At 42.7% G+C, this 16742-nt stretch carries 22 protein-coding genes and 1 pseudogene; 10 read left to right on the top strand and 13 right to left on the bottom strand.

Annotated features, from left to right (window positions below):
* Positions 1-41: 41 nt before the first annotated feature.
* Genes hisA through corA form a run of 5 tightly spaced genes read left to right on the top strand, consistent with a single transcriptional unit; the run spans position 42 to position 3801 of the window.
* Positions 42-779, top strand: a complete 738-nt coding sequence (gene hisA, locus ACVBDY_RS21035; RefSeq protein ID WP_447177444.1) for a 1-(5-phosphoribosyl)-5-[(5-phosphoribosylamino)methylideneamino]imidazole-4-carboxamide isomerase — start codon at positions 42-44, stop codon at positions 777-779.
* 43 nt (positions 780-822) lie between these two features.
* Entirely contained in the window at positions 823-1578 is a 756-nt protein-coding gene (hisF, locus tag ACVBDY_RS21030) for an imidazole glycerol phosphate synthase subunit HisF (protein ID WP_447177443.1), read from the top strand.
* A 46-nt stretch (positions 1579-1624) separates the two neighbouring features.
* Positions 1625-2221 carry a bifunctional phosphoribosyl-AMP cyclohydrolase/phosphoribosyl-ATP diphosphatase HisIE gene (gene hisIE, locus ACVBDY_RS21025; protein WP_447177442.1) on the top strand — a complete coding sequence of 199 codons (597 nt, stop codon included), beginning with the start codon at positions 1625-1627 and terminating at the stop codon, positions 2219-2221.
* A gap of 43 nt (positions 2222-2264) precedes the next feature.
* Positions 2265-2702: an META domain-containing protein gene (locus tag ACVBDY_RS21020; RefSeq protein ID WP_447177441.1), complete on the top strand. Its 438-nt coding sequence runs from the start codon at positions 2265-2267 to the stop codon at positions 2700-2702.
* 31 nt (positions 2703-2733) lie between these two features.
* On the top strand, positions 2734-3801 hold the full coding sequence (gene corA / locus ACVBDY_RS21015; RefSeq protein ID WP_447177440.1) for a magnesium/cobalt transporter CorA: 1068 nt from the start codon (positions 2734-2736) through the stop codon (positions 3799-3801).
* A 5-nt stretch (positions 3802-3806) separates the two neighbouring features.
* On the opposite strand, the gene ACVBDY_RS21010 is transcribed toward corA, so the two are convergent.
* Positions 3807-4214 carry a glyoxalase gene (locus ACVBDY_RS21010; protein WP_447177439.1) on the bottom strand — a complete coding sequence of 136 codons (408 nt, stop codon included), beginning with the start codon at positions 4212-4214 and terminating at the stop codon, positions 3807-3809.
* Positions 4215-4504: 290 nt separating this feature from the next.
* Here ACVBDY_RS21010 and ACVBDY_RS21005 point away from each other — a divergent pair, with 290 nt between their 5' ends.
* A complete protein-coding gene (locus tag ACVBDY_RS21005) occupies positions 4505-5188 on the top strand; it encodes a hypothetical protein (protein WP_447177438.1) in 684 nt (227 codons plus the stop codon).
* A gap of 6 nt (positions 5189-5194) precedes the next feature.
* On the opposite strand, the gene ACVBDY_RS21000 is transcribed toward ACVBDY_RS21005, so the two are convergent.
* The 11 genes from ACVBDY_RS21000 to ACVBDY_RS20950 form a co-directional block, all read right to left on the bottom strand.
* On the bottom strand, positions 5195-5686 hold the full coding sequence (locus ACVBDY_RS21000) for a GNAT family N-acetyltransferase (RefSeq protein WP_447177437.1): 492 nt from the start codon (positions 5684-5686) through the stop codon (positions 5195-5197).
* Positions 5687-5749: 63 nt separating this feature from the next.
* Complete coding sequence (locus ACVBDY_RS20995) at positions 5750-6316, bottom strand: dihydrofolate reductase family protein (protein WP_447177436.1); 567 nt, start codon at positions 6314-6316, stop codon at positions 5750-5752.
* Between the two features lie 14 nt (positions 6317-6330).
* Entirely contained in the window at positions 6331-6819 is a 489-nt protein-coding gene (locus tag ACVBDY_RS20990; protein ID WP_447177435.1) for a GNAT family N-acetyltransferase, read from the bottom strand.
* 38 nt (positions 6820-6857) lie between these two features.
* Positions 6858-7304 carry a DUF8479 domain-containing protein gene (locus tag ACVBDY_RS20985; protein WP_447177434.1) on the bottom strand — a complete coding sequence of 149 codons (447 nt, stop codon included), beginning with the start codon at positions 7302-7304 and terminating at the stop codon, positions 6858-6860.
* Between the two features lie 134 nt (positions 7305-7438).
* Positions 7439-7921 carry a GyrI-like domain-containing protein gene (locus ACVBDY_RS20980; protein ID WP_447177433.1) on the bottom strand — a complete coding sequence of 161 codons (483 nt, stop codon included), beginning with the start codon at positions 7919-7921 and terminating at the stop codon, positions 7439-7441.
* A 42-nt stretch (positions 7922-7963) separates the two neighbouring features.
* Positions 7964-8323: a DUF4180 domain-containing protein gene (locus tag ACVBDY_RS20975; RefSeq protein ID WP_447177432.1), complete on the bottom strand. Its 360-nt coding sequence runs from the start codon at positions 8321-8323 to the stop codon at positions 7964-7966.
* A 424-nt stretch (positions 8324-8747) separates the two neighbouring features.
* A complete protein-coding gene (locus ACVBDY_RS20970) occupies positions 8748-9329 on the bottom strand; it encodes a methyltransferase family protein (protein ID WP_447177431.1) in 582 nt (193 codons plus the stop codon).
* A gap of 225 nt (positions 9330-9554) precedes the next feature.
* Positions 9555-9686 (bottom strand): DUF4287 domain-containing protein, encoded by a 132-nt coding sequence (locus ACVBDY_RS20965; protein ID WP_447177430.1) that lies wholly within the window; start codon positions 9684-9686, stop codon positions 9555-9557.
* A 228-nt stretch (positions 9687-9914) separates the two neighbouring features.
* Positions 9915-10163: a type II toxin-antitoxin system RelB family anti-toxin gene (gene relB, locus ACVBDY_RS20960; protein WP_447177429.1), complete on the bottom strand. Its 249-nt coding sequence runs from the start codon at positions 10161-10163 to the stop codon at positions 9915-9917.
* Between the two features lie 476 nt (positions 10164-10639).
* A complete protein-coding gene (locus ACVBDY_RS20955; protein ID WP_447177428.1) occupies positions 10640-11365 on the bottom strand; it encodes a YqjF family protein in 726 nt (241 codons plus the stop codon).
* Positions 11366-11710: 345 nt separating this feature from the next.
* Positions 11711-13051, bottom strand: a complete 1341-nt coding sequence (locus tag ACVBDY_RS20950; RefSeq protein ID WP_447177427.1) for a carboxylesterase family protein — start codon at positions 13049-13051, stop codon at positions 11711-11713.
* A 348-nt stretch (positions 13052-13399) separates the two neighbouring features.
* Between ACVBDY_RS20950 and ACVBDY_RS20945 the strand changes: the two genes are divergently transcribed.
* From ACVBDY_RS20945 to ACVBDY_RS20930, 4 genes and pseudogenes are all read left to right on the top strand, one after another.
* Positions 13400-14200, top strand: a complete 801-nt coding sequence (locus tag ACVBDY_RS20945) for a M12 family metallopeptidase (protein ID WP_447177426.1) — start codon at positions 13400-13402, stop codon at positions 14198-14200.
* 98 nt (positions 14201-14298) lie between these two features.
* Positions 14299-15228: a hypothetical protein gene (locus ACVBDY_RS20940; RefSeq protein WP_447177425.1), complete on the top strand. Its 930-nt coding sequence runs from the start codon at positions 14299-14301 to the stop codon at positions 15226-15228.
* Between the two features lie 49 nt (positions 15229-15277).
* Positions 15278-15964, top strand: coding sequence for a hypothetical protein (locus ACVBDY_RS20935; RefSeq protein ID WP_447177424.1), 687 nt, complete (start codon positions 15278-15280; stop codon positions 15962-15964).
* A gap of 238 nt (positions 15965-16202) precedes the next feature.
* A pseudogene (locus ACVBDY_RS20930) lies at positions 16203-16628 on the top strand (transposase); the annotation flags it as partial.
* Here ACVBDY_RS20930 and ACVBDY_RS20925 read toward each other — a convergent pair.
* The coding region (locus ACVBDY_RS20925; protein ID WP_447177423.1) for a hypothetical protein at positions 16561-16742 on the bottom strand (182 nt) is incomplete at its 5' end. The pseudogene ACVBDY_RS20930 and the gene ACVBDY_RS20925 sit on opposite strands and share 68 nt — an antisense overlap.

Below are 16742 nucleotides of genomic sequence, written 5' to 3'. Positions count from 1 at the left end.
TTTTTTAAATACGGGATTAGAATAAATTAATTAAAACAAATATGAGAATCATCCCTGCCATAGATATTATAGAAGGCAAATGTGTACGTCTTTCCAAAGGCGACTACAGCACCCGTAAAATATACAACGAAAACCCGCTGGAAGTAGCTAAAGAATTTGAAGCCCACGGCATAGAGTACCTCCACCTGGTGGACCTGGACGGGGCAAAGAGCAGTCACATTGTCAATTATAAGATACTGGAACAGATAGCTTCCCAAACCGGGTTAAAGATCGATTTCGGTGGTGGCCTTAAATCCGATAAAGATTTGCGTATAGTTTTCGAAAGCGGCGCGCGACAGGTAACCGGGGGAAGTATCGCAGTGAAAGACCGGGAGATTTTTTTGGGGTGGCTGAAGCAGTACGGCCCGGAAAAAATTATCCTCGGTGCTGATGTCCTGCCGGGAGAAACCGGGGAAAAAATCGCTATAAGTGGTTGGCAGGAAAATTCAAGTATAGATTTAACTCCTTTTGTGCAAGAATATAAAAAAGAAGGTGTTAAATATGTGATATGCACTGACATAAGCAAAGACGGTATGCTCAAAGGGCCGGCATTTGACCTCTATGCCAAAATGTTGAAAGATATTAAAGGAGTGAAGCTTATTGCTTCCGGGGGGATATCGGCTTTTGAGGAATTACCCCGATTGGAAGAGCTCGGTTGTGAAGGGACCATTATCGGTAAGGCCATATATGAAGGAAACATCAGCTTAAAAGAACTGGAGCAATACATTATTGCACAATAACCCCGGGACACCAATTACCGGAAACAAAGAAGAACATCAGATTATGTTGACCAAACGAATTATACCCTGCCTGGATATTAAGAACGGCAGGACAGTGAAAGGAATCAATTTCCTGGATCTCCGGGATGCAGGGGACCCGGTGGAACTCGCGGAAATATATGCCAGGGAAGGTGCGGACGAACTGGTATTCCTTGATATTTCGGCTACCGAAGAAAAACGTAAAACCCTGGCCGAACTGGTAAGGCGTGTAGCTGAAAAAGTAGACATCCCTTTTACCGTAGGCGGTGGTATCGCATCGGTAGAAGATGTCGGGGTATTGTTGCATAACGGGGCAGATAAAGTTTCCGTTAACTCCTCCGCGGTGAAGGACCCGGAACTCATAGACCGTCTGGCCGGCAGGTTCGGGAGCCAGTGTGTGGTAGTAGCGGTAGACGCTAAAAAAGTAGCTGGCGAGTGGCTGGTACACCTGGTAGGTGGAAAAGTTCCTACGGAGATCAGACTTTATGATTGGATAAAAGAGGTCGAACAGCGTGGGGCCGGAGAAATTTTATTTACTTCTATGGACCATGACGGTACTAAAAACGGTTTTGCCAATGATACCCTGGCAGAAATATCCGGGATGGTAAATATACCTGTTATCGCTTCCGGAGGGGCAGGAAACATGCAGCATTTTGCTGATGCGTTTACCCTGGGGAAGGCAGATGCTGCCTTGGCTGCCAGTGTATTTCACTTTAAGGAAATGGAGATCAAAGACCTGAAACAATTCCTGCAAAAACAGGATATTGCCGTACGGCTTTGATTTTAATTTCCTCTAATTTAATTTAAACTACAGAAAACAAAACAGGATGGAAATAGATTTTGACAAAGATAACGGGCTGGTCCCTGCCATTATCCAGGATAAAGAGACAAAAACCGTACTTATGCTTGGGTATATGAACGAAGAAGCCTATAAAACAACAGTAGAAACCGGGAAGGTTACCTTTTACAGCAGGAGCAAACAGCGCCTGTGGACCAAAGGGGAGGAGAGCGGTAATTTTCTGTACCTGGAAGATATTAAAGCAGATTGTGATAAGGATACGTTGCTTGTCCGTGCCCGGCCACAAGGGCCGACATGTCATACGGGTACAGATACCTGCTGGAAAGAGGAAAATAAGCCACATTTCGGTTTTCTTTCTGTGTTGGAAGAAGTTATTGCGGACAGAAAAGAAAATGCCAACTCCGGCAGTTATGTGTCTTCCCTGTTTGCCAAAGGGATAAACAAGGTGGCGCAAAAGGTGGGGGAAGAGGCCGTAGAAGTGGTTATTGAGGCGAAAGATGAGAATGACGACCTGTTTCTTAACGAGAGTGCTGATCTGCTTTTTCATTACCTGATCCTTCTCCAGGCGAAAGGATACACTTTAGCCGACGTGGAGAAAATTCTGAGGGAACGACATAGAAAATAAGTGTTTTTTATTACCTTTAAGGGATAACATAAACTCTGTCGTTATGAAAAATACAGCCCGTATACTTGGTATGATACTATTTGTATCTGCAATCATGGCATCGTGCAATACCACTAAAACAGACCCCTTAACCGCATTGGCTTCCGGTAGATGGATGCTCGATTCTTTTGAAAGCAAAAAAGTAGATTCCACAAATTTTGGCAATGGTATGCCATACCTGGAATTTAACAAAGAAGAAATGCGTGTTTCCGGATTTTCCGGATGCAACCGGCTTATGGGAGGGTTTTCCCTGGTGGAAGAAAACGGAATAAGCCTCGATAAATTGGCGTCTACCAAAATGGCCTGTATGGGTGTGAATAAGGAAAGTGAATTTCTGGCTGCGTTGGACAAAGCAGATCATTTTAAGGTGAAAGACGAATTGTTGCAATTGCTTTCGGGGAAGACTGAGCTTATGACCTTTACCGCTACGAAAGGCGAATAATGAAACCGAATTTATTCAACGAGACCGGTTTATGAAGAAAAAAACACGGCCACGAAAGAAACGCAGAAAAGGACTCGGTTCCGTTCCCGGGACCCTGACATATACGGGGAATAAGTCCGAACAGGAATTCTATATTGAGGTCATAGATTATTCCAAAGAGACATATACCCGCACGGTATATAACGATGTGGAAGAAGTATTCCGGTATGCAGAAGAAGAGAACACAACCTGGATAAATCTAAACGGACTGCATAGTGTAGAAGCTATTGAAGTGCTGGGTAAATACTACAAGTGGCATCCTCTTGTCATGGAGGATATCGTGGATACTTTCCAGAGGCCGAAGATAGACGAATTCGAAGACTACCTGTTTGTAGTTTTTAAAATGATATACTATGAGGAAAAACGCCTGGTAACCGAACACCTCAGCCTGCTTATGGGTAAAGGTTACGTGGTTACTTTCCAGGAATCCAAAACAGATGTTTTTGATGATATAAGAAAACGAATAGAGGAAAACGGGGGGCGTGTACGCGGTGAAAAGTCCGATTACCTGCTTTTTATACTCCTCGATGCCGTTGTAGATCACTATTTTCTGGTTATAGAAACCCTCGGTGACAAAATAGAGGACCTGGAAGACGTTCTTTTCGAAGAGACTGATGTAGATATTTCAAAAGATATACTCAATCTGAAAAAGGAGATATTGCGTATTAAACGTTCGGTATTTCCGGCGAGAGAGATTATTAACCGTGTTGAAAAAACCGATTTCGGTCTCATTCAGGAGCACACACGCAATTATTACCGCGACCTGTACGATCACACTATCCAGGTTGTCGAATACGTAGAAGTGTACCGCGAAATGATCCTCAGCCTTATGGAAATGTACATGGGGACCATCAGCAACAAAATGAACAATGTGATGAAAGTATTGACGGTCATAGCCACTATATTCATTCCTCTTACTTTTATTGCGGGGATATACGGGATGAATTTTGACAATATGCCCGAACTCCACGGCAAATACAGCTATTTTATCCTTATGGGGATAATGTTCCTTATATTCATAGGAATGCTCCTGTATTTCAAAAAGAAGAAATGGCTGTAATTTTTTTACACGGCCATGCCCACTTCCAGTAATTGCACGCGGTCTTTAATGGTTTCTATAACCATGTTCATCATACGTTTGTTCAGGGCCGAAGAATTTTCGATGTATGTCAGGTATTCTTCTACCGTAAACTGACCGATGATCATCCCTTTGAGTGAATTCCGGAATTTGATGTCTTTGTGGATGGCATTCTCAATGTATACCAGCCGCTTTTCCAGGCTCAGGGTGTAAAACATTCCCTTATGCTTGTTGGCGTAGTTGCGGAAAGCTTCTACCAACAGCTCCCTTTGTAACTTTATCACCGGTCGGATAGTGGCGTTCTGAAAGCGTTCGTCACTACTCATTTCTTCATAAACCAATGCGTTTGGAATTTCCGGACGGATACGGAGCAAATCCTTTGTTCTGTTGTCCATAATAGAAGTTTTCTTAAAGATAATTCATAAAACAGGGGGAGACAGCCGGTGTCTTTCTTAGTTGTTAACTATTTTATAAACAACTTACCTGTTTTTAAAGGTATCTGGGATTGTTTCGGATTAAAATTAAGAAATAGCCCTTTTATTTTAACATCCAAGAGGATCGTTTTATAGTAATGTTTACTTATTTTTGAGGTTGAATACGAGTGCTTTACACGGGATATGTCTGAAAAGTAATCCGGGAGGTTCGTTTTCGTGCAGTTAGGCATAAAATTTGTTATTACCGGGGTATGAGATACATTGTACTATTATTTATGGCTATGGGGTTTTCTACCAGCTTTTATGCTCAGGGAGAACTACCGCGTAAATCTATCCCCATAAAGGCGGAGAATAATATATTGCCCAAAAGCAGTACTTCGGACAATAACAGTTCCATTTTCAATTCTCCGGATTTTATGCCGTCTCCAATGACCAATAGCAATAGTTCCAATACTTCATCTTTTGACCTTTCTACAACCGAAAATGAGAATTTTATGCAAAAAGAGCAGTTTCTCAATAACGGTACCCAATACGAGAAACGCCTGAACCGCAAATCAGGAGAAGGGGAGAACCGTGGCGGTAATTATAAGACCACAGGATACCTCGGAGATTTTAAAACCAATTCCGGTTTTGTAAGGCTTGCCTGCCGGGACCACGAATATGTGGATGGTGACCGGGTGCGTATATACCTCAATGACAGTATTGTGGTCTATGATCTTATCCTGGAAGGTGGCTTCAAGGGGATTGATATTCCGCTTCATAAGGGATTTAACAAAATAGAATTCCAGGCGTTGAACCAGGGAACTTCCGGTCCTAACACGGCAGAATTACGGGTTTATGACGATAAAGGAGAACTTCTGTCTGCCAACGAATGGCTGCTGAATACAGGAGGTAAGGCCACAATGATCGTGGTCAAGGATGATGATGAAGAGTAGATAATTTTAAATTTCTTTCTGGTAAGCCACTACATCTAGTATCTCCCCGAATTTTTCTCCCACGTTACGGAAACGGGCACATTGCGTATAACCACATTTGGTGAAAAGGGCAATACTACCGTGGTTATCCCCTGTAATAATTCCCAGTAGGTTCTTAAACCCGTTATTAACGGCTCTTTTCTCCAGGTAATCCAGGGCAATTTTGCCAATACCTTTTTTGCCCATCTCCGGTTTCAGGTAAATGGTAATTTCGGCGGTGCGGTCATAGGCCTGTCGTTTCTTATAAGGTGTCAGAAAACAGTATCCGGCAATTTCACTGTCCATACAGATAAGACAGGAAGTATAGCGGGAGTGCCCGAGGTATATGAATTCCTTAAGTTCCGGGATCTCCACCGGCTCCGTATGAAAAGTTGCTTTGGAATTGGCTATGTACCAGTCATATATCTTTTTTACTTCCGGAAGATGCTCTTCCCGTAATTCTTCAAATGCAATACTCATGGAGACAAACTTTTTCAATAAGCAGGACCAAATATACATATAACTACAGTATACAACATGTTTTTATCCCTGTATTTCCGTGTTATAAGTAAGTAAAACCACTCCGGAGGAAGAACTTCTGGTAGCTTTTAGTTGCAGGCCTATTCGCTCTTTGATATCCTTGAAAAGCGGTTTCCCTTTACCGAGGATCACCGGATGAACGGCGAGCCTGTATTGGTCTATCAATCCCAGGTTAGCCAAAGAAGTGATCAGTCCGCCACCCCCGTAGACCCATATATTCCCCGGAGTCTCCTGTTTTATTTGTTGTACTTTTTCTTTGATGTCCGAGTCGATGAAAATGGCGTTTGTATTATCCCCCTTTATGGTGGATGAGAATACGATTTTCGTTTTGCCGTTTAATAATTTATAGGCTTCTTTCAGTTTGGTGCCCGCGTGTTCTCCCGGTTCATAATTTCCCCATGCTTCATAACTTTTTCTACCATAGAAAATGGTATCCACACCTTCCAGGATCTCGAAGAGAATATCCCCGAAATCGGTATTCTCATCTTTGACCAGCCAGTCGATCTCTCCTTCCGGACCTTCTATATAACCGTCTAATGTTACAGCAAGGTCTAATATTAATTTTCCCATGTCATGTCTTTTTATCAGTTAATGTTTGAGGCGCTGGCAGGTGCTTTCCAACGAACTTTTATCCCGTTTATATTGTTTTTTGAAGAAGAAACTTCCCGTAATATCTCAAAACCGTTCTTTTCGTAAAAGGGGATGGGCGACCTGTATTTTTGGCCGTTTTCCTTTAGTTCTTCACTGTTATCAATAACCCAACCGTGAAGTTCCGTATTCCGTTCTTTTGCCAAACTGAGTAAACGCGAGCCGAGTCCCTTGCCCTGTTCACTTGGGTCCAGTAACATGGCAAAACAACGTTCGTTTTCCCGGACAAAATAAATTAACCAGCCTTTTACCTGCTCTTTTTCGTCCTGGAGTAATAAATGATGCCTGTCCTCAAGACCTGCCAGGTATTTCTCAAAACTTTGTACATCGGGTAAGGACAGGTCTTTAGGGTATTCCCGGTTCCAGAGTGCCAGGATATCTGATTTTTGGCTGTCGGTCAGCGAGTTATTTTCAATAAATTTCATAATATCTGTTTGGTATGGTGCGCAGTAAACGCCTATTTCTATTGATACATTTCGGGACTTACGGCTACTTCCTCAATAAATTCCCCGTTTTTATCGTAATAAAGGTAATTCATGGTGATTTTCTTTTTACGGAAGATCTCCAGGCCCGGATTGCTTTTGGCATTATCAATAATTACCGGGCGCACGTATTTGTTTATAGTGTCGGCGTTAATTTCGGTTATCTCCGTCTCGGGGAGGGTGTAATAGTAGAGAATGTCGGAATTGCCCCTGGCTGCAACACTGTCCAGCCGGGTGATCTCATCCACTTTCATCGGGGTTTTCCGGTTCATTTCATCCACAGTCTGTTGTAATTCGGACTCCTGGTCTTTACTGAAATATTGTTTGGATGCGTAAAACGCAATAGCAAAAGCTATGGCAAAGGCGCAGATAAAAACAATGATGCTTATAGCCGTTTTGCGCTTGGCAGGTTTTCTGTTTTTTTCCATGTATGTTTTTTTGTGCTGTATTTTTTTATAAATTTTAGCCACGGATACACGAATGTATTAATGGTTATTTTAAAATTATTCGCGTATCCTTGGCTAAACGGACTTTTCCGTTTGCCGAAAACCATCCATATACTCTAGTTCCCTTTTACCGGAATCCATAGTTCTTCTTCCGAATCCGGGTGTTCGGTTTTGTATTTTGCTCCCATTAGTGCAAAGTGGGGACGGTTGTCCAATATGTATCTGGAATCCGGTATCCACGTACCGTAAATATATTTATACACATCTGAAGATTCACTACCTTTGCCTTTGAACGGGAATACGGCATACAATCCGTCCGGAATAATCAGTTTTTCCATTTCTTTGGGAACAATGAGATGATCGCTTACCTCTACGGCAGCCCATTTTTTAAAAAAATTATCGGGATCGAATTTTTCGAAAAAGCTGGCGTCGCTATATACTTCTACGGAATATAATCCGGTGCCTACATTGTTTTTTATTTCTCTTCTTTTCGGCATGAAATCACGCCACAGTTCCCCGGTCTTGTTCTCCGTAAAGGACATCTTTACTTTTTTGCCGATGAGTTTGGTTTCTTTTAATTGTATGATTTTTGGCTTCATAGTATTCGTCTTAAATTAAAATACAGACGGGTGATTATAACTTTACCGGGAAAAAACTTCCCTGGCTTCTTCCGGTGTATTTACAAAATTTATTCGTCCCATCTTATTGCTTTCACGGATAAAATCCTTCAGGCTTTTGCTCGTAACATGCTTAAAATCGCCGACGATAGCCAGGCGGGCATTGTAATTGGAAAATTTTTGAAGTATGTCTCCTGCTATTCCCGTTTTCAGTTCAAAAAATTCCGGGACCAGGTGCTTTTTTAGTATGATAATACGTTCGGAACCCTGGTAAATACTGTTCATCATGATATCCAGAGCGTCCTGAGCATTGGTGATCTCCGTTTTATCGGATATAAGTTCGGCAACAGGTATGCCGTTGACTTCTTCAATATGTATCTTCATTGTTGTTTTGTTCTGTGATTTGGGGAGAACCATAAATAGCTGTTCCTGCCGAATCGTAAAAGGATAACGAAAAGGAAGCGGAAATAATATAGTTATATAGTATTACCCGCGGAGATCGGGACAGTCTTTTATGAGTGGCCCGGTTCTTTTCCCTATAAAGATAATGAACTCATCTTGACTTTTCTAATTGGCTACAAAATGATCTTTTTACTCCAGATTTCGCCTTTTTCTTGCTCCGTAGCTATGGCTATGCTCCCGATAATTATCGGGAGCAAAAAAGCCTGCATCTGAAATAAAAACCTCTATTTTTCACTTCAATCACAAAAGTCAGGATGAGTTCAATAAATACAAATTCTTTAAAAATCAAAATGCGGGAGGATATTTATCCGAAAAAAAATGATGTGGCACTGTTCTTATGGACTAATTACCAAATAAACGGTATTAACTTATAGGTACGTTTCTGGTAGTCTGCATAGGAATTTCCAAAGATATCGCTCAATAATTTTTCTTCTTTGCTTATTTTTTTAAACAGACCCATAGTGTAGAGAACGGTGATAATAATTCCGGAAAGGCTTCCCATAACCAGGCAGGTTCCTATAAGCCCCGAGATAAATCCGGTATAGATGGGGTGCCGGACAAACCGGTACGGACCTGTAACGATGAGTTCGTGTTCTTTTTTTGCGGATACGCCGCCACTCCAGTTCCATCCCAGGAGCAGGCGGGACCATATGGATATAAAAATACCACCAACAGATAATACAAGTCCTGTGAACTGTATACCATTATAGGGGGGGATAACAATTTTCCCTACGCCTCTGGTGGTGAAAAGGGGCAGGTATAAGGCAAGAAAAACAATAACGAACCCCATAAAAGCCGAAATCTTCTGTGAGGTGGTGCGGGGATTGACATTTTCCTTGGTCTTATTGCTCTGCCATAGCCAGGTGACTGAAAATAAAAACCAGCACGCCAGGGTGGCATAAACCGGAAAACTGATCTGGGTATTCACGCTATCTTAATGGTTGATTAGTGAGAAGTAAATGTACAATTATTTTTCAACAAATCGTGTATTATTTGAGGAAGCTGCTAAAAAATCGATTTCTTGTTTTTACAGGTCCGGATCGTTAAATCAACTACCTCGGCATCCCGATGACACCGGGGGAAGTTCAGGTGAACGGGTAGTGTTATGCGGAGATCGGAAAGCTATCCAGATAGCACAGGATTTCCGGCCCCATTAACTCCGTTTCCCTTTTAAATAGGCATAAACAGCTATAGTATGGCCATGTCCCAGATCGTAATCGTCTTTTAACCATTGAACGATTTGTCCGGCTTTTAATGTCCGGTTTAAGTGTTTTATTATCCACAAACCCCTTTTCCGTGGCCAGTTGGATAAAATCTTCCGGGCTGTTCCCGGTTTTGGTTTCGATATTAATTAAATACGATTGAAAAGAAATGGTTTACAGTTATTTGTTTTGCTTAAATTTCCGGGTAATACTGCAAATACGAACGGTATGAAAATGTCATATAACAGGGGAGAACGGGACAAATGTGGCTCGGGATTCCGGGATGGGAGAGAAAACCTTGAGATTTCGGATTATGAAGAAAAATCAAACAACTCCTTTTCTGTTATTTTAAGCGCTTTGGCAATAGCGTGGACGGTAGAAATAGTGGCATTGGTCTGGGCGTGCTCAATTTTAAAGACCTGGGAATATTCGACCCCGGCAGCATGTGCCAGCTTCTCCATAGAGAGGCCTTTCTCCTTTCGGAGTCTTCTTACATTCCTGCCGAATGCTTCCAGGTATGCTTGGTTTCTAATATTGCTCACCTTCGCAAGGTGCGTCATATAATCGGGATTAATTATAGCGTATAAACCATATTTTATTACCTTAGCAATGTATTTAAACGATTTGTCCCGGGTTTTTATGTGTTACTAAAGGATACTTTATTCGGGAATTATACTGAATGCGGACGGAAACTCATCCCCGGGTTTACCGATATGGCAGCAGCCACTTCATCGCCCCGTTAAATTGCGGACATGCTGGTATTTATGGATTAAACCTTATTGTTATGCTTAAATATTATTTAAATAGATTTCTGGTAAATCGGAATGCCACGATTACGGAAAAGGAATGGAGGACCAGGTGTTCTACCTGCTTTTTACTCGGTATGGCAGCCGGGTGCATTCTCCTTGCTATATTGTTTGTGATCTTTGCGCCGGAACTTTTTGGTTTTTCCTTTTTTTCGGCGGAATAAGGATAACATGATTTAAGAAAACCGGTGGGAGAGAGGCATTGAAACCTTTTTATGGACCAGTCTCTATTATCCTCTTTGAGTTTTTACTTTATCCCAGGCAATGACTTGCACGCCGGGGGAATAATGTGCAAGTTGCGGTGCGCCTTTCAGGAGTATGGAAAACCGGGGGTAATGTACCTCTGTTTTTTTGAGTTCTATCGTGTATACGGGCCATGGAATATGGTGTATCTCAAATTCGTTTATAGCGGTCCGGGTGTCCTGGAACAGGGCGTACCTTTCCGTAAGCCAATGGTCCGGACCTGTTTTATGGGATATTTTCCCGCCTATGCTATAATGTATATCCAACCGATCCCCGAATTTGTGATTTACGGAATTGTAATAACATTCCTGCCGTTTCATCCGGGAGTATCGGTACGGCAGCTTGGACAGGGTCCTGGCTACCCGGCACGAAATCCCTGTTCCGCCTTCTATACTCAGGAAATATACGCCCGTTTTATTATTGTTTTTTACATAGGTACGTATATTTATTTCGTGGAAGTCCGAAACGGGAGGGAAGGGAGGAAGATTTCTGGGCCTTATCTTTTGCATGGTAAAAGCTACGACCGATATCCAGGCTTTACCATCATACAGATCGATCTCCAGTTCCGGCGGGACAAATTTGCGCAGCTTGGCAGGCTCTACCAGCCAATGCAGAAATACGGCATCATTCCATTCCTGGTAATATTTCCATTCTTCCGTCGGCATTGTCCACGTACGATGATCTGTTGTTTGTAGTATTTCTTTAATTTTCACAGAATAATATTTTCATAATGAGTGGAATAGGAGTTCGGGAGTCGTGGTTTATGAAGTGGGGTTAAATATTTTTCAAATCTCTGACAAACTCATCTTTAAATCTGGCCACCTTTACCAGTTGGTCATTGAGTTCACCTACAACTCTGGGGTTCCGGTAATCCCGGAACCGGCTAAACTTATCTTCTTAATTTACTTTTTGGATAGCCATAAACCGGATGTTAAACTAAGGCTTAAAAGTACAAAATTGCGAGGGAATGATATAGATAGTATAATTATTAACGCTTAATAAGCATCTTTATACGGTTTTCTATTAATCCTTTATTGCACCCCCGACTGAGTGTATATTCAATGCTCATCGGGCTTTACCCTGTGATATGCTATCAACCCGGGAATATGCCTTTTCGCATCTAAAACTCCGGTCCTGGCAAATTTAGTCCATATGGCGCGGACTTCCTTTCCGGCTTCCCGTAGTTCTTTAAGCGATTTTCCTTCGCGAAAGGCTGAAGTTTTCCATAGCTCTTCGGTGCCGAATAAAAGGGAAATATCTACAATATGAGCGGCTTTTATTTTGTTGTTCTCGGCGCCCCAGCTTATACGATACTGATAAACCGAACCACCTGCTCCGGCAATATGCCGGGCAAAGGCCTTTCCCGGATTGCGGTATATCCGGTCCGTTGTTTTGCGGATCAGCCATTCCAGGGTGGGTATTCCCATAAAAGGGACACGGGCAAGCGACTGTAAGGATTTTACAAATGGAACGAATAAGGAAGTCTCACGATCGGCCCACCCGATCATCACATCCCACTGCCCGGCACGTTCTAGCCATATTTTTTCCGTATCCTTTTCCGGGGGCATGGGCGGATACCCGTATTGAATACCAAAAGGCATTCCACCTTTTATTCCGAAACCTTTCATGGAAAGTATCAGTTTGCTTTGCAGGGCCAGGAGTGTATCCGCATCCGTATCTTTTAGCAGCACGGCTACCTTCTTTATCATTTTTCTGGCAATAGCAGCCTTTCCTCTCCGGATGCCCAGCGGGGCACTTTGGATGATAACCCGGTGAAACAGGCCCTCCGTGCCTTCGGCAAGCATTAAATGAGCAATGGCATCACCTCCTGCCGACTGCCCGAAAAGTGTAATGTTATCGGGGTTTCCTCCAAAAGCCGCAATGTGCTTTTTAATCCAGCGTAAGGCGGCCATAATATCCAGCAACCCCAGATTGGCCGGAACATCTTTGTATCCGCCCAGAAAGCCCAGTAATCCCAGGCGGTAATTGATATTTACAACGACCACATCATTTTCTTCCACCAGTAGGGTAGGATTATAAACCGGGGAATCTCCTGCCCCCGAGGTATAGGAACCACCGTATATCCACACCATTACCGGCCGGTCGGATGGTGGCGGTACGGAATCCGGAAGCGTTATGGAGAGGTGCTGGCAGTTTTCATCTATTGTCAGCTGCTCCAGCATGTCCCGGCCCAATAAGTTCCCGGATTTCCGGGAAAGATTCTGCGGGCATGCGGGAGACCATTTTGTGGCAGGATAGGGGACTTGCGGAAGCGGGGTTTCCCGTGGTTTCTCATAACGTCCTGCCGAAGCATAAGGAATCCCTGTTGCCCGTATAACATTGCCGTCCCGCCATCCCTGTACGGGACCGGCTGATGTTTCAAAAATAATATCTGCCATAACTAAAGCGTATCATGTCTGCTACCGGATAAGAACCGTAGCATGCTGTCAAGACAAATGTATAAATTTATCGGGGCATACTTTTAATTCCCTTCAACGTCCCGCGTGGCTTTGTGACCTTTGAGGTGGCATAAGGATCCGGCATTGCTTCTTCGGAAATGTATGTTTTTATGTTAAAATTCATATTTTTAGCATTTCGTTAGGTTTTTGTTAAGAAATATGTATATTTGTTTCCCAACAGTGTAATTCTTAACATAAATCCTCTAAATCAGTTTGCCGAGTTAGGATTTACCTTAAATACATCTACCTCACCAAATTTTATTTTTTAACCTAAATCTATTTTTTATCATGAAAATGCAAAACGTATTTGTATGGATGCTGATGGTATCTTTAATTTTCGTCTCCTGTTCAAAAGAGGATGTGAACGAAGCGGACAACCTGAACAGCGAACAGGAAACCCGGGAACTCAGCGCCGATGAACTTGCCGCGATCCGGATGTGTAAAGACGTCTATCCTGAAGGCGTGACCCCCAGGGCGGCAGCCGTTAGCTCTAAAGTCTGGCAGAATGGCCAAACGTTGAGAGTGAAATTTTTGGGCGGTTCACAGTATGTCAGGAATAAAGTCATGCAGTATGCCAACGAATGGTCTGATCACGCTAATATTACATTCGAGTTTGTAACCAGCGGAAATGCGGATATACGGGTAAGCTTTATGTCCGGGCAAGGTTCTTATTCTTACATAGGCACCGATGCCAACCTGATCTCACCCAATTCGGAAACTATGAACTTCGGTTGGTTTGACAACAATACTTCCGAATCGGAATTCAGTCGTACTACTATTCACGAATTCGGGCATGCCCTTGGCTTGATCCATGAACACCAGCACCCGGAAGTTGAAATTCCGTGGGACAAGCCTGCAGTATATGCCTACTATGGAGGAGCGCCCAATTACTGGTCGCAGGCCCAGGTAGACAATAATCTCTTTGCCACCTATTCCGCTTCACAGACACAGTTCAGTGCATATGACCCCCAGTCCATTATGCACTATGCCATAGATAATTCCCTGACCATAGGCAATTTTGAAGTGGGCTGGAATACCGTATTGTCAAACACCGATAAGCAATTTATAGCCGATTTATATCCTAATTAATCAACTTTTATCAGGATACATCATTATATCATGTGTGTAGTCTCTTTGCACTGCGCACATGATATTTTTGTATTTTCCGACTTCAAAAGGAAGAGCTTTTGAAAATTATCATTTTGCGTATGAGACTGTGTTTTTCGGTTACCCTGTTGTTTTTCCTTCTGTTTACTTGCAACGATGTACTTGCCCAGGAATTTCCGGAATACAAATTATCCATACATCCATATGTAAAGTACAGGCAGGAAGACCTGCGCTGGTCCATAGCGGGGGATGTCAATGGGCAGAACCCCAATATCCTGTCGGAACTGATCTGGAAAAGGTTACAGGGACCACAGGTTGGGTTGATGATTCAAAAGAATATATCCAGGCGTTTCTCCGTCCAGGCGGATATGTCTTACATGGGCGTCACAACGGGAAGGGTTACAGATACGGATTATCGACGGGATGACAGGCAGGACATTTCTTTTGACGAAAACTTACGGTCAGACAGGGGATATTCGCTTTCTTTTGATGCCAGGCTACAATATCTTGTGTATATACATCCCAAAGTAAGTATTCTCCCGTTCCTCGGATTTACCAATAAATACCAGCATGTTTTTATGCTGGATAATGAAATACCGTTAATTAAAGGAAGTGTCCTTAAAAGCACTTACACTCCGCATTGGTACGGAGGTACTGCCGGAGGCGTATTTGTTTTTAATGCCGGAAAGGCAAGGATTTCCCTGGAAGTAAGTGGCGACCTCGTAAAATATTCGGCAAAAGCCAACTGGAATTTAAGGTCAGAACTCGCGCACCCGGTAAGTTTTAAGCACAGCGCTACCGGAAAAGGTGTTAACGCTCAATTGTTTGTAGCGTATCCGCTATGTGAAAATATATATATTACCTTAAATGCCGATATCTCTCATGCAGAAACAGGGAACGGGACGGATAAGACCTTTTATGAAAGTGGTAAAAAAGTATATACCCGGTTAAATTCCGTGGTCAATAAGTCTTATGGCCTGGGGTTCGGGCTTAAATTTAAGTTACTGTAAGTATGCCATTTGGCGCTGGTTTACAACTAATACCCATTGCTCCCCGCCCTTGGAATATCCCATTACCTTAGTAATTTCATTATCAGAATGCTTTTGCTTTTTTAAGGTGCGTTGCAAACGCTTTGTATGGCAGGCACTCGTTGCAACCTTAAATCCGCAAGTTGATATTAAAAACAACCGGCAAGGCTTGGGCCAATTGCTCAACGAACAGCTCCCAAGTCTTGGTTCCCAAAGTTGTTATGATTGGCGGGATATTTTATACAGTTATTGGTCTGTGTTCTTTTGTGGTGGGGATTGCGCCGAAGATTTGTCCGGAAATTTTAAGCCAAGCCTGTCTCAATCCCCTTTTTTAAAAGTTCCTAGTCCGGACAGGGTTCTGGGCAGGTTAAAGGAACTGGCAATGCCAGGAAACTTTTTTTCTACACCAAGAGGGCAATTCCAACACCACTTTGCTATCCATGAAAAACTGTCGGATTTAAACCTTTCGGTATTGAACAGGTTATTTGGCTTGTCCAAAAACAAAGTCGACCTGGACTATGACAACACGGTTTGTTTTACCAAAAAGCAGGATGCAGAACGTACCTACCACAAAGAACTTGGTTACATACCCGGGGTTGGGCTTGTTGGCTCAAAAATAGTCTATGTGGAAAATCGAAATGGGAGGAGCAACGCCGCCATATTGCAAGAAGAAACCCTTGAGCGTATGTTTGGGCAGCTTGAAAGGGCATCAAAGTAAACAGGTTTAGGGCAGACAGCGCTTCGTACACTTTCAAGATCATCAAGGTCGTTGAAAAACATACGGACAAATTTTACATCAAGGCTAGGATGTCCGCAGGCTTGGCCAGTACTATAGCTTCGGTAAAACAATGGAAACAAATGGATAAAAAAAGGAGGACACTTTCAGGGGAGAAACATTTTACGTCCCTTTTGAACGGGCGGCAAGGGATACCAAATCAAAGGGAGAACTAAGGCCCTACAGGTTTATCGTCACCAAGGAAAAAAGAAGAGCCGGGCAGATCAATGCTTTTACGGGGGAAGCCTGTAATTATTGGGTGATCATCACCAACGATCAAGAAAGCAAAGTGGACGATACCGTGTATGACTACAATCAACGGGGAACCATAGAAAAAGAGTTCGATGTGCTGAAAAATGACTTTGGATGGGGGAAATTACCGTTCTCTATACTGGAACAGAATCTTGTTTACTTACAAATAACAGCAATTTGTCGCAACCTTTACCATTATATCATCCAGGCGTTTTCCAAAAAGGTTAAGGGACTCCTGCCTTCCTTTAGAATTAAAAAGTTTATCTTCAGGTTTATTGCCATACCAGCTAAATGGGTGTATCATTCAAGGCAATGGCACTTAAAAATATATGGGGATATAGCTTTGAAAATATAGGAGGTCTGCGGCAGTCGCTCTTTGAAAATATTGGTTTTTGCCTTAAAAGGATAGTTCCTTCAAGGGGAAAATACGTCCTGTGGTCAAGCATTTTTGTTTCCAAAAAGGAACCAC

The sequence above is a fragment of the Sinomicrobium halophytocola genome, assembly GCF_052983395.1.
Note: the sequence above shows the minus strand (reverse complement) of the source record. Positions and strands in the feature narration are given on the sequence as shown.

Excerpts from the sequence above, each read along its gene's own strand:
- hisA (WP_447177444.1), top strand. The coding sequence starts at position 42 with ATGAGAATCATCCCTGCCATAGATATTATAGAAGGCAAATGTGTACGT.
- hisF (WP_447177443.1), top strand. The coding sequence starts at position 823 with ATGTTGACCAAACGAATTATACCCTGCCTGGATATTAAGAACGGCAGG.
- hisIE (WP_447177442.1), top strand. The coding sequence starts at position 1,625 with ATGGAAATAGATTTTGACAAAGATAACGGGCTGGTCCCTGCCATTATC.
- ACVBDY_RS21020 (WP_447177441.1), top strand. The coding sequence starts at position 2,265 with ATGAAAAATACAGCCCGTATACTTGGTATGATACTATTTGTATCTGCA.
- corA (WP_447177440.1), top strand. The coding sequence starts at position 2,734 with ATGAAGAAAAAAACACGGCCACGAAAGAAACGCAGAAAAGGACTCGGT.
- ACVBDY_RS21010 (WP_447177439.1), bottom strand. The coding sequence starts at position 4,214 with ATGGACAACAGAACAAAGGATTTGCTCCGTATCCGTCCGGAAATTCCA.
- ACVBDY_RS21005 (WP_447177438.1), top strand. The coding sequence starts at position 4,505 with ATGAGATACATTGTACTATTATTTATGGCTATGGGGTTTTCTACCAGC.
- ACVBDY_RS21000 (WP_447177437.1), bottom strand. The coding sequence starts at position 5,686 with ATGAGTATTGCATTTGAAGAATTACGGGAAGAGCATCTTCCGGAAGTA.
- ACVBDY_RS20995 (WP_447177436.1), bottom strand. The coding sequence starts at position 6,316 with ATGGGAAAATTAATATTAGACCTTGCTGTAACATTAGACGGTTATATA.
- ACVBDY_RS20990 (WP_447177435.1), bottom strand. The coding sequence starts at position 6,819 with ATGAAATTTATTGAAAATAACTCGCTGACCGACAGCCAAAAATCAGAT.
- ACVBDY_RS20985 (WP_447177434.1), bottom strand. The coding sequence starts at position 7,304 with ATGGAAAAAAACAGAAAACCTGCCAAGCGCAAAACGGCTATAAGCATC.
- ACVBDY_RS20980 (WP_447177433.1), bottom strand. The coding sequence starts at position 7,921 with ATGAAGCCAAAAATCATACAATTAAAAGAAACCAAACTCATCGGCAAA.
- ACVBDY_RS20975 (WP_447177432.1), bottom strand. The coding sequence starts at position 8,323 with ATGAAGATACATATTGAAGAAGTCAACGGCATACCTGTTGCCGAACTT.
- relB (WP_447177429.1), bottom strand. The coding sequence starts at position 10,163 with ATGACGCACCTTGCGAAGGTGAGCAATATTAGAAACCAAGCATACCTG.
- ACVBDY_RS20950 (WP_447177427.1), bottom strand. The coding sequence starts at position 13,051 with ATGGCAGATATTATTTTTGAAACATCAGCCGGTCCCGTACAGGGATGG.
- ACVBDY_RS20945 (WP_447177426.1), top strand. The coding sequence starts at position 13,400 with ATGAAAATGCAAAACGTATTTGTATGGATGCTGATGGTATCTTTAATT.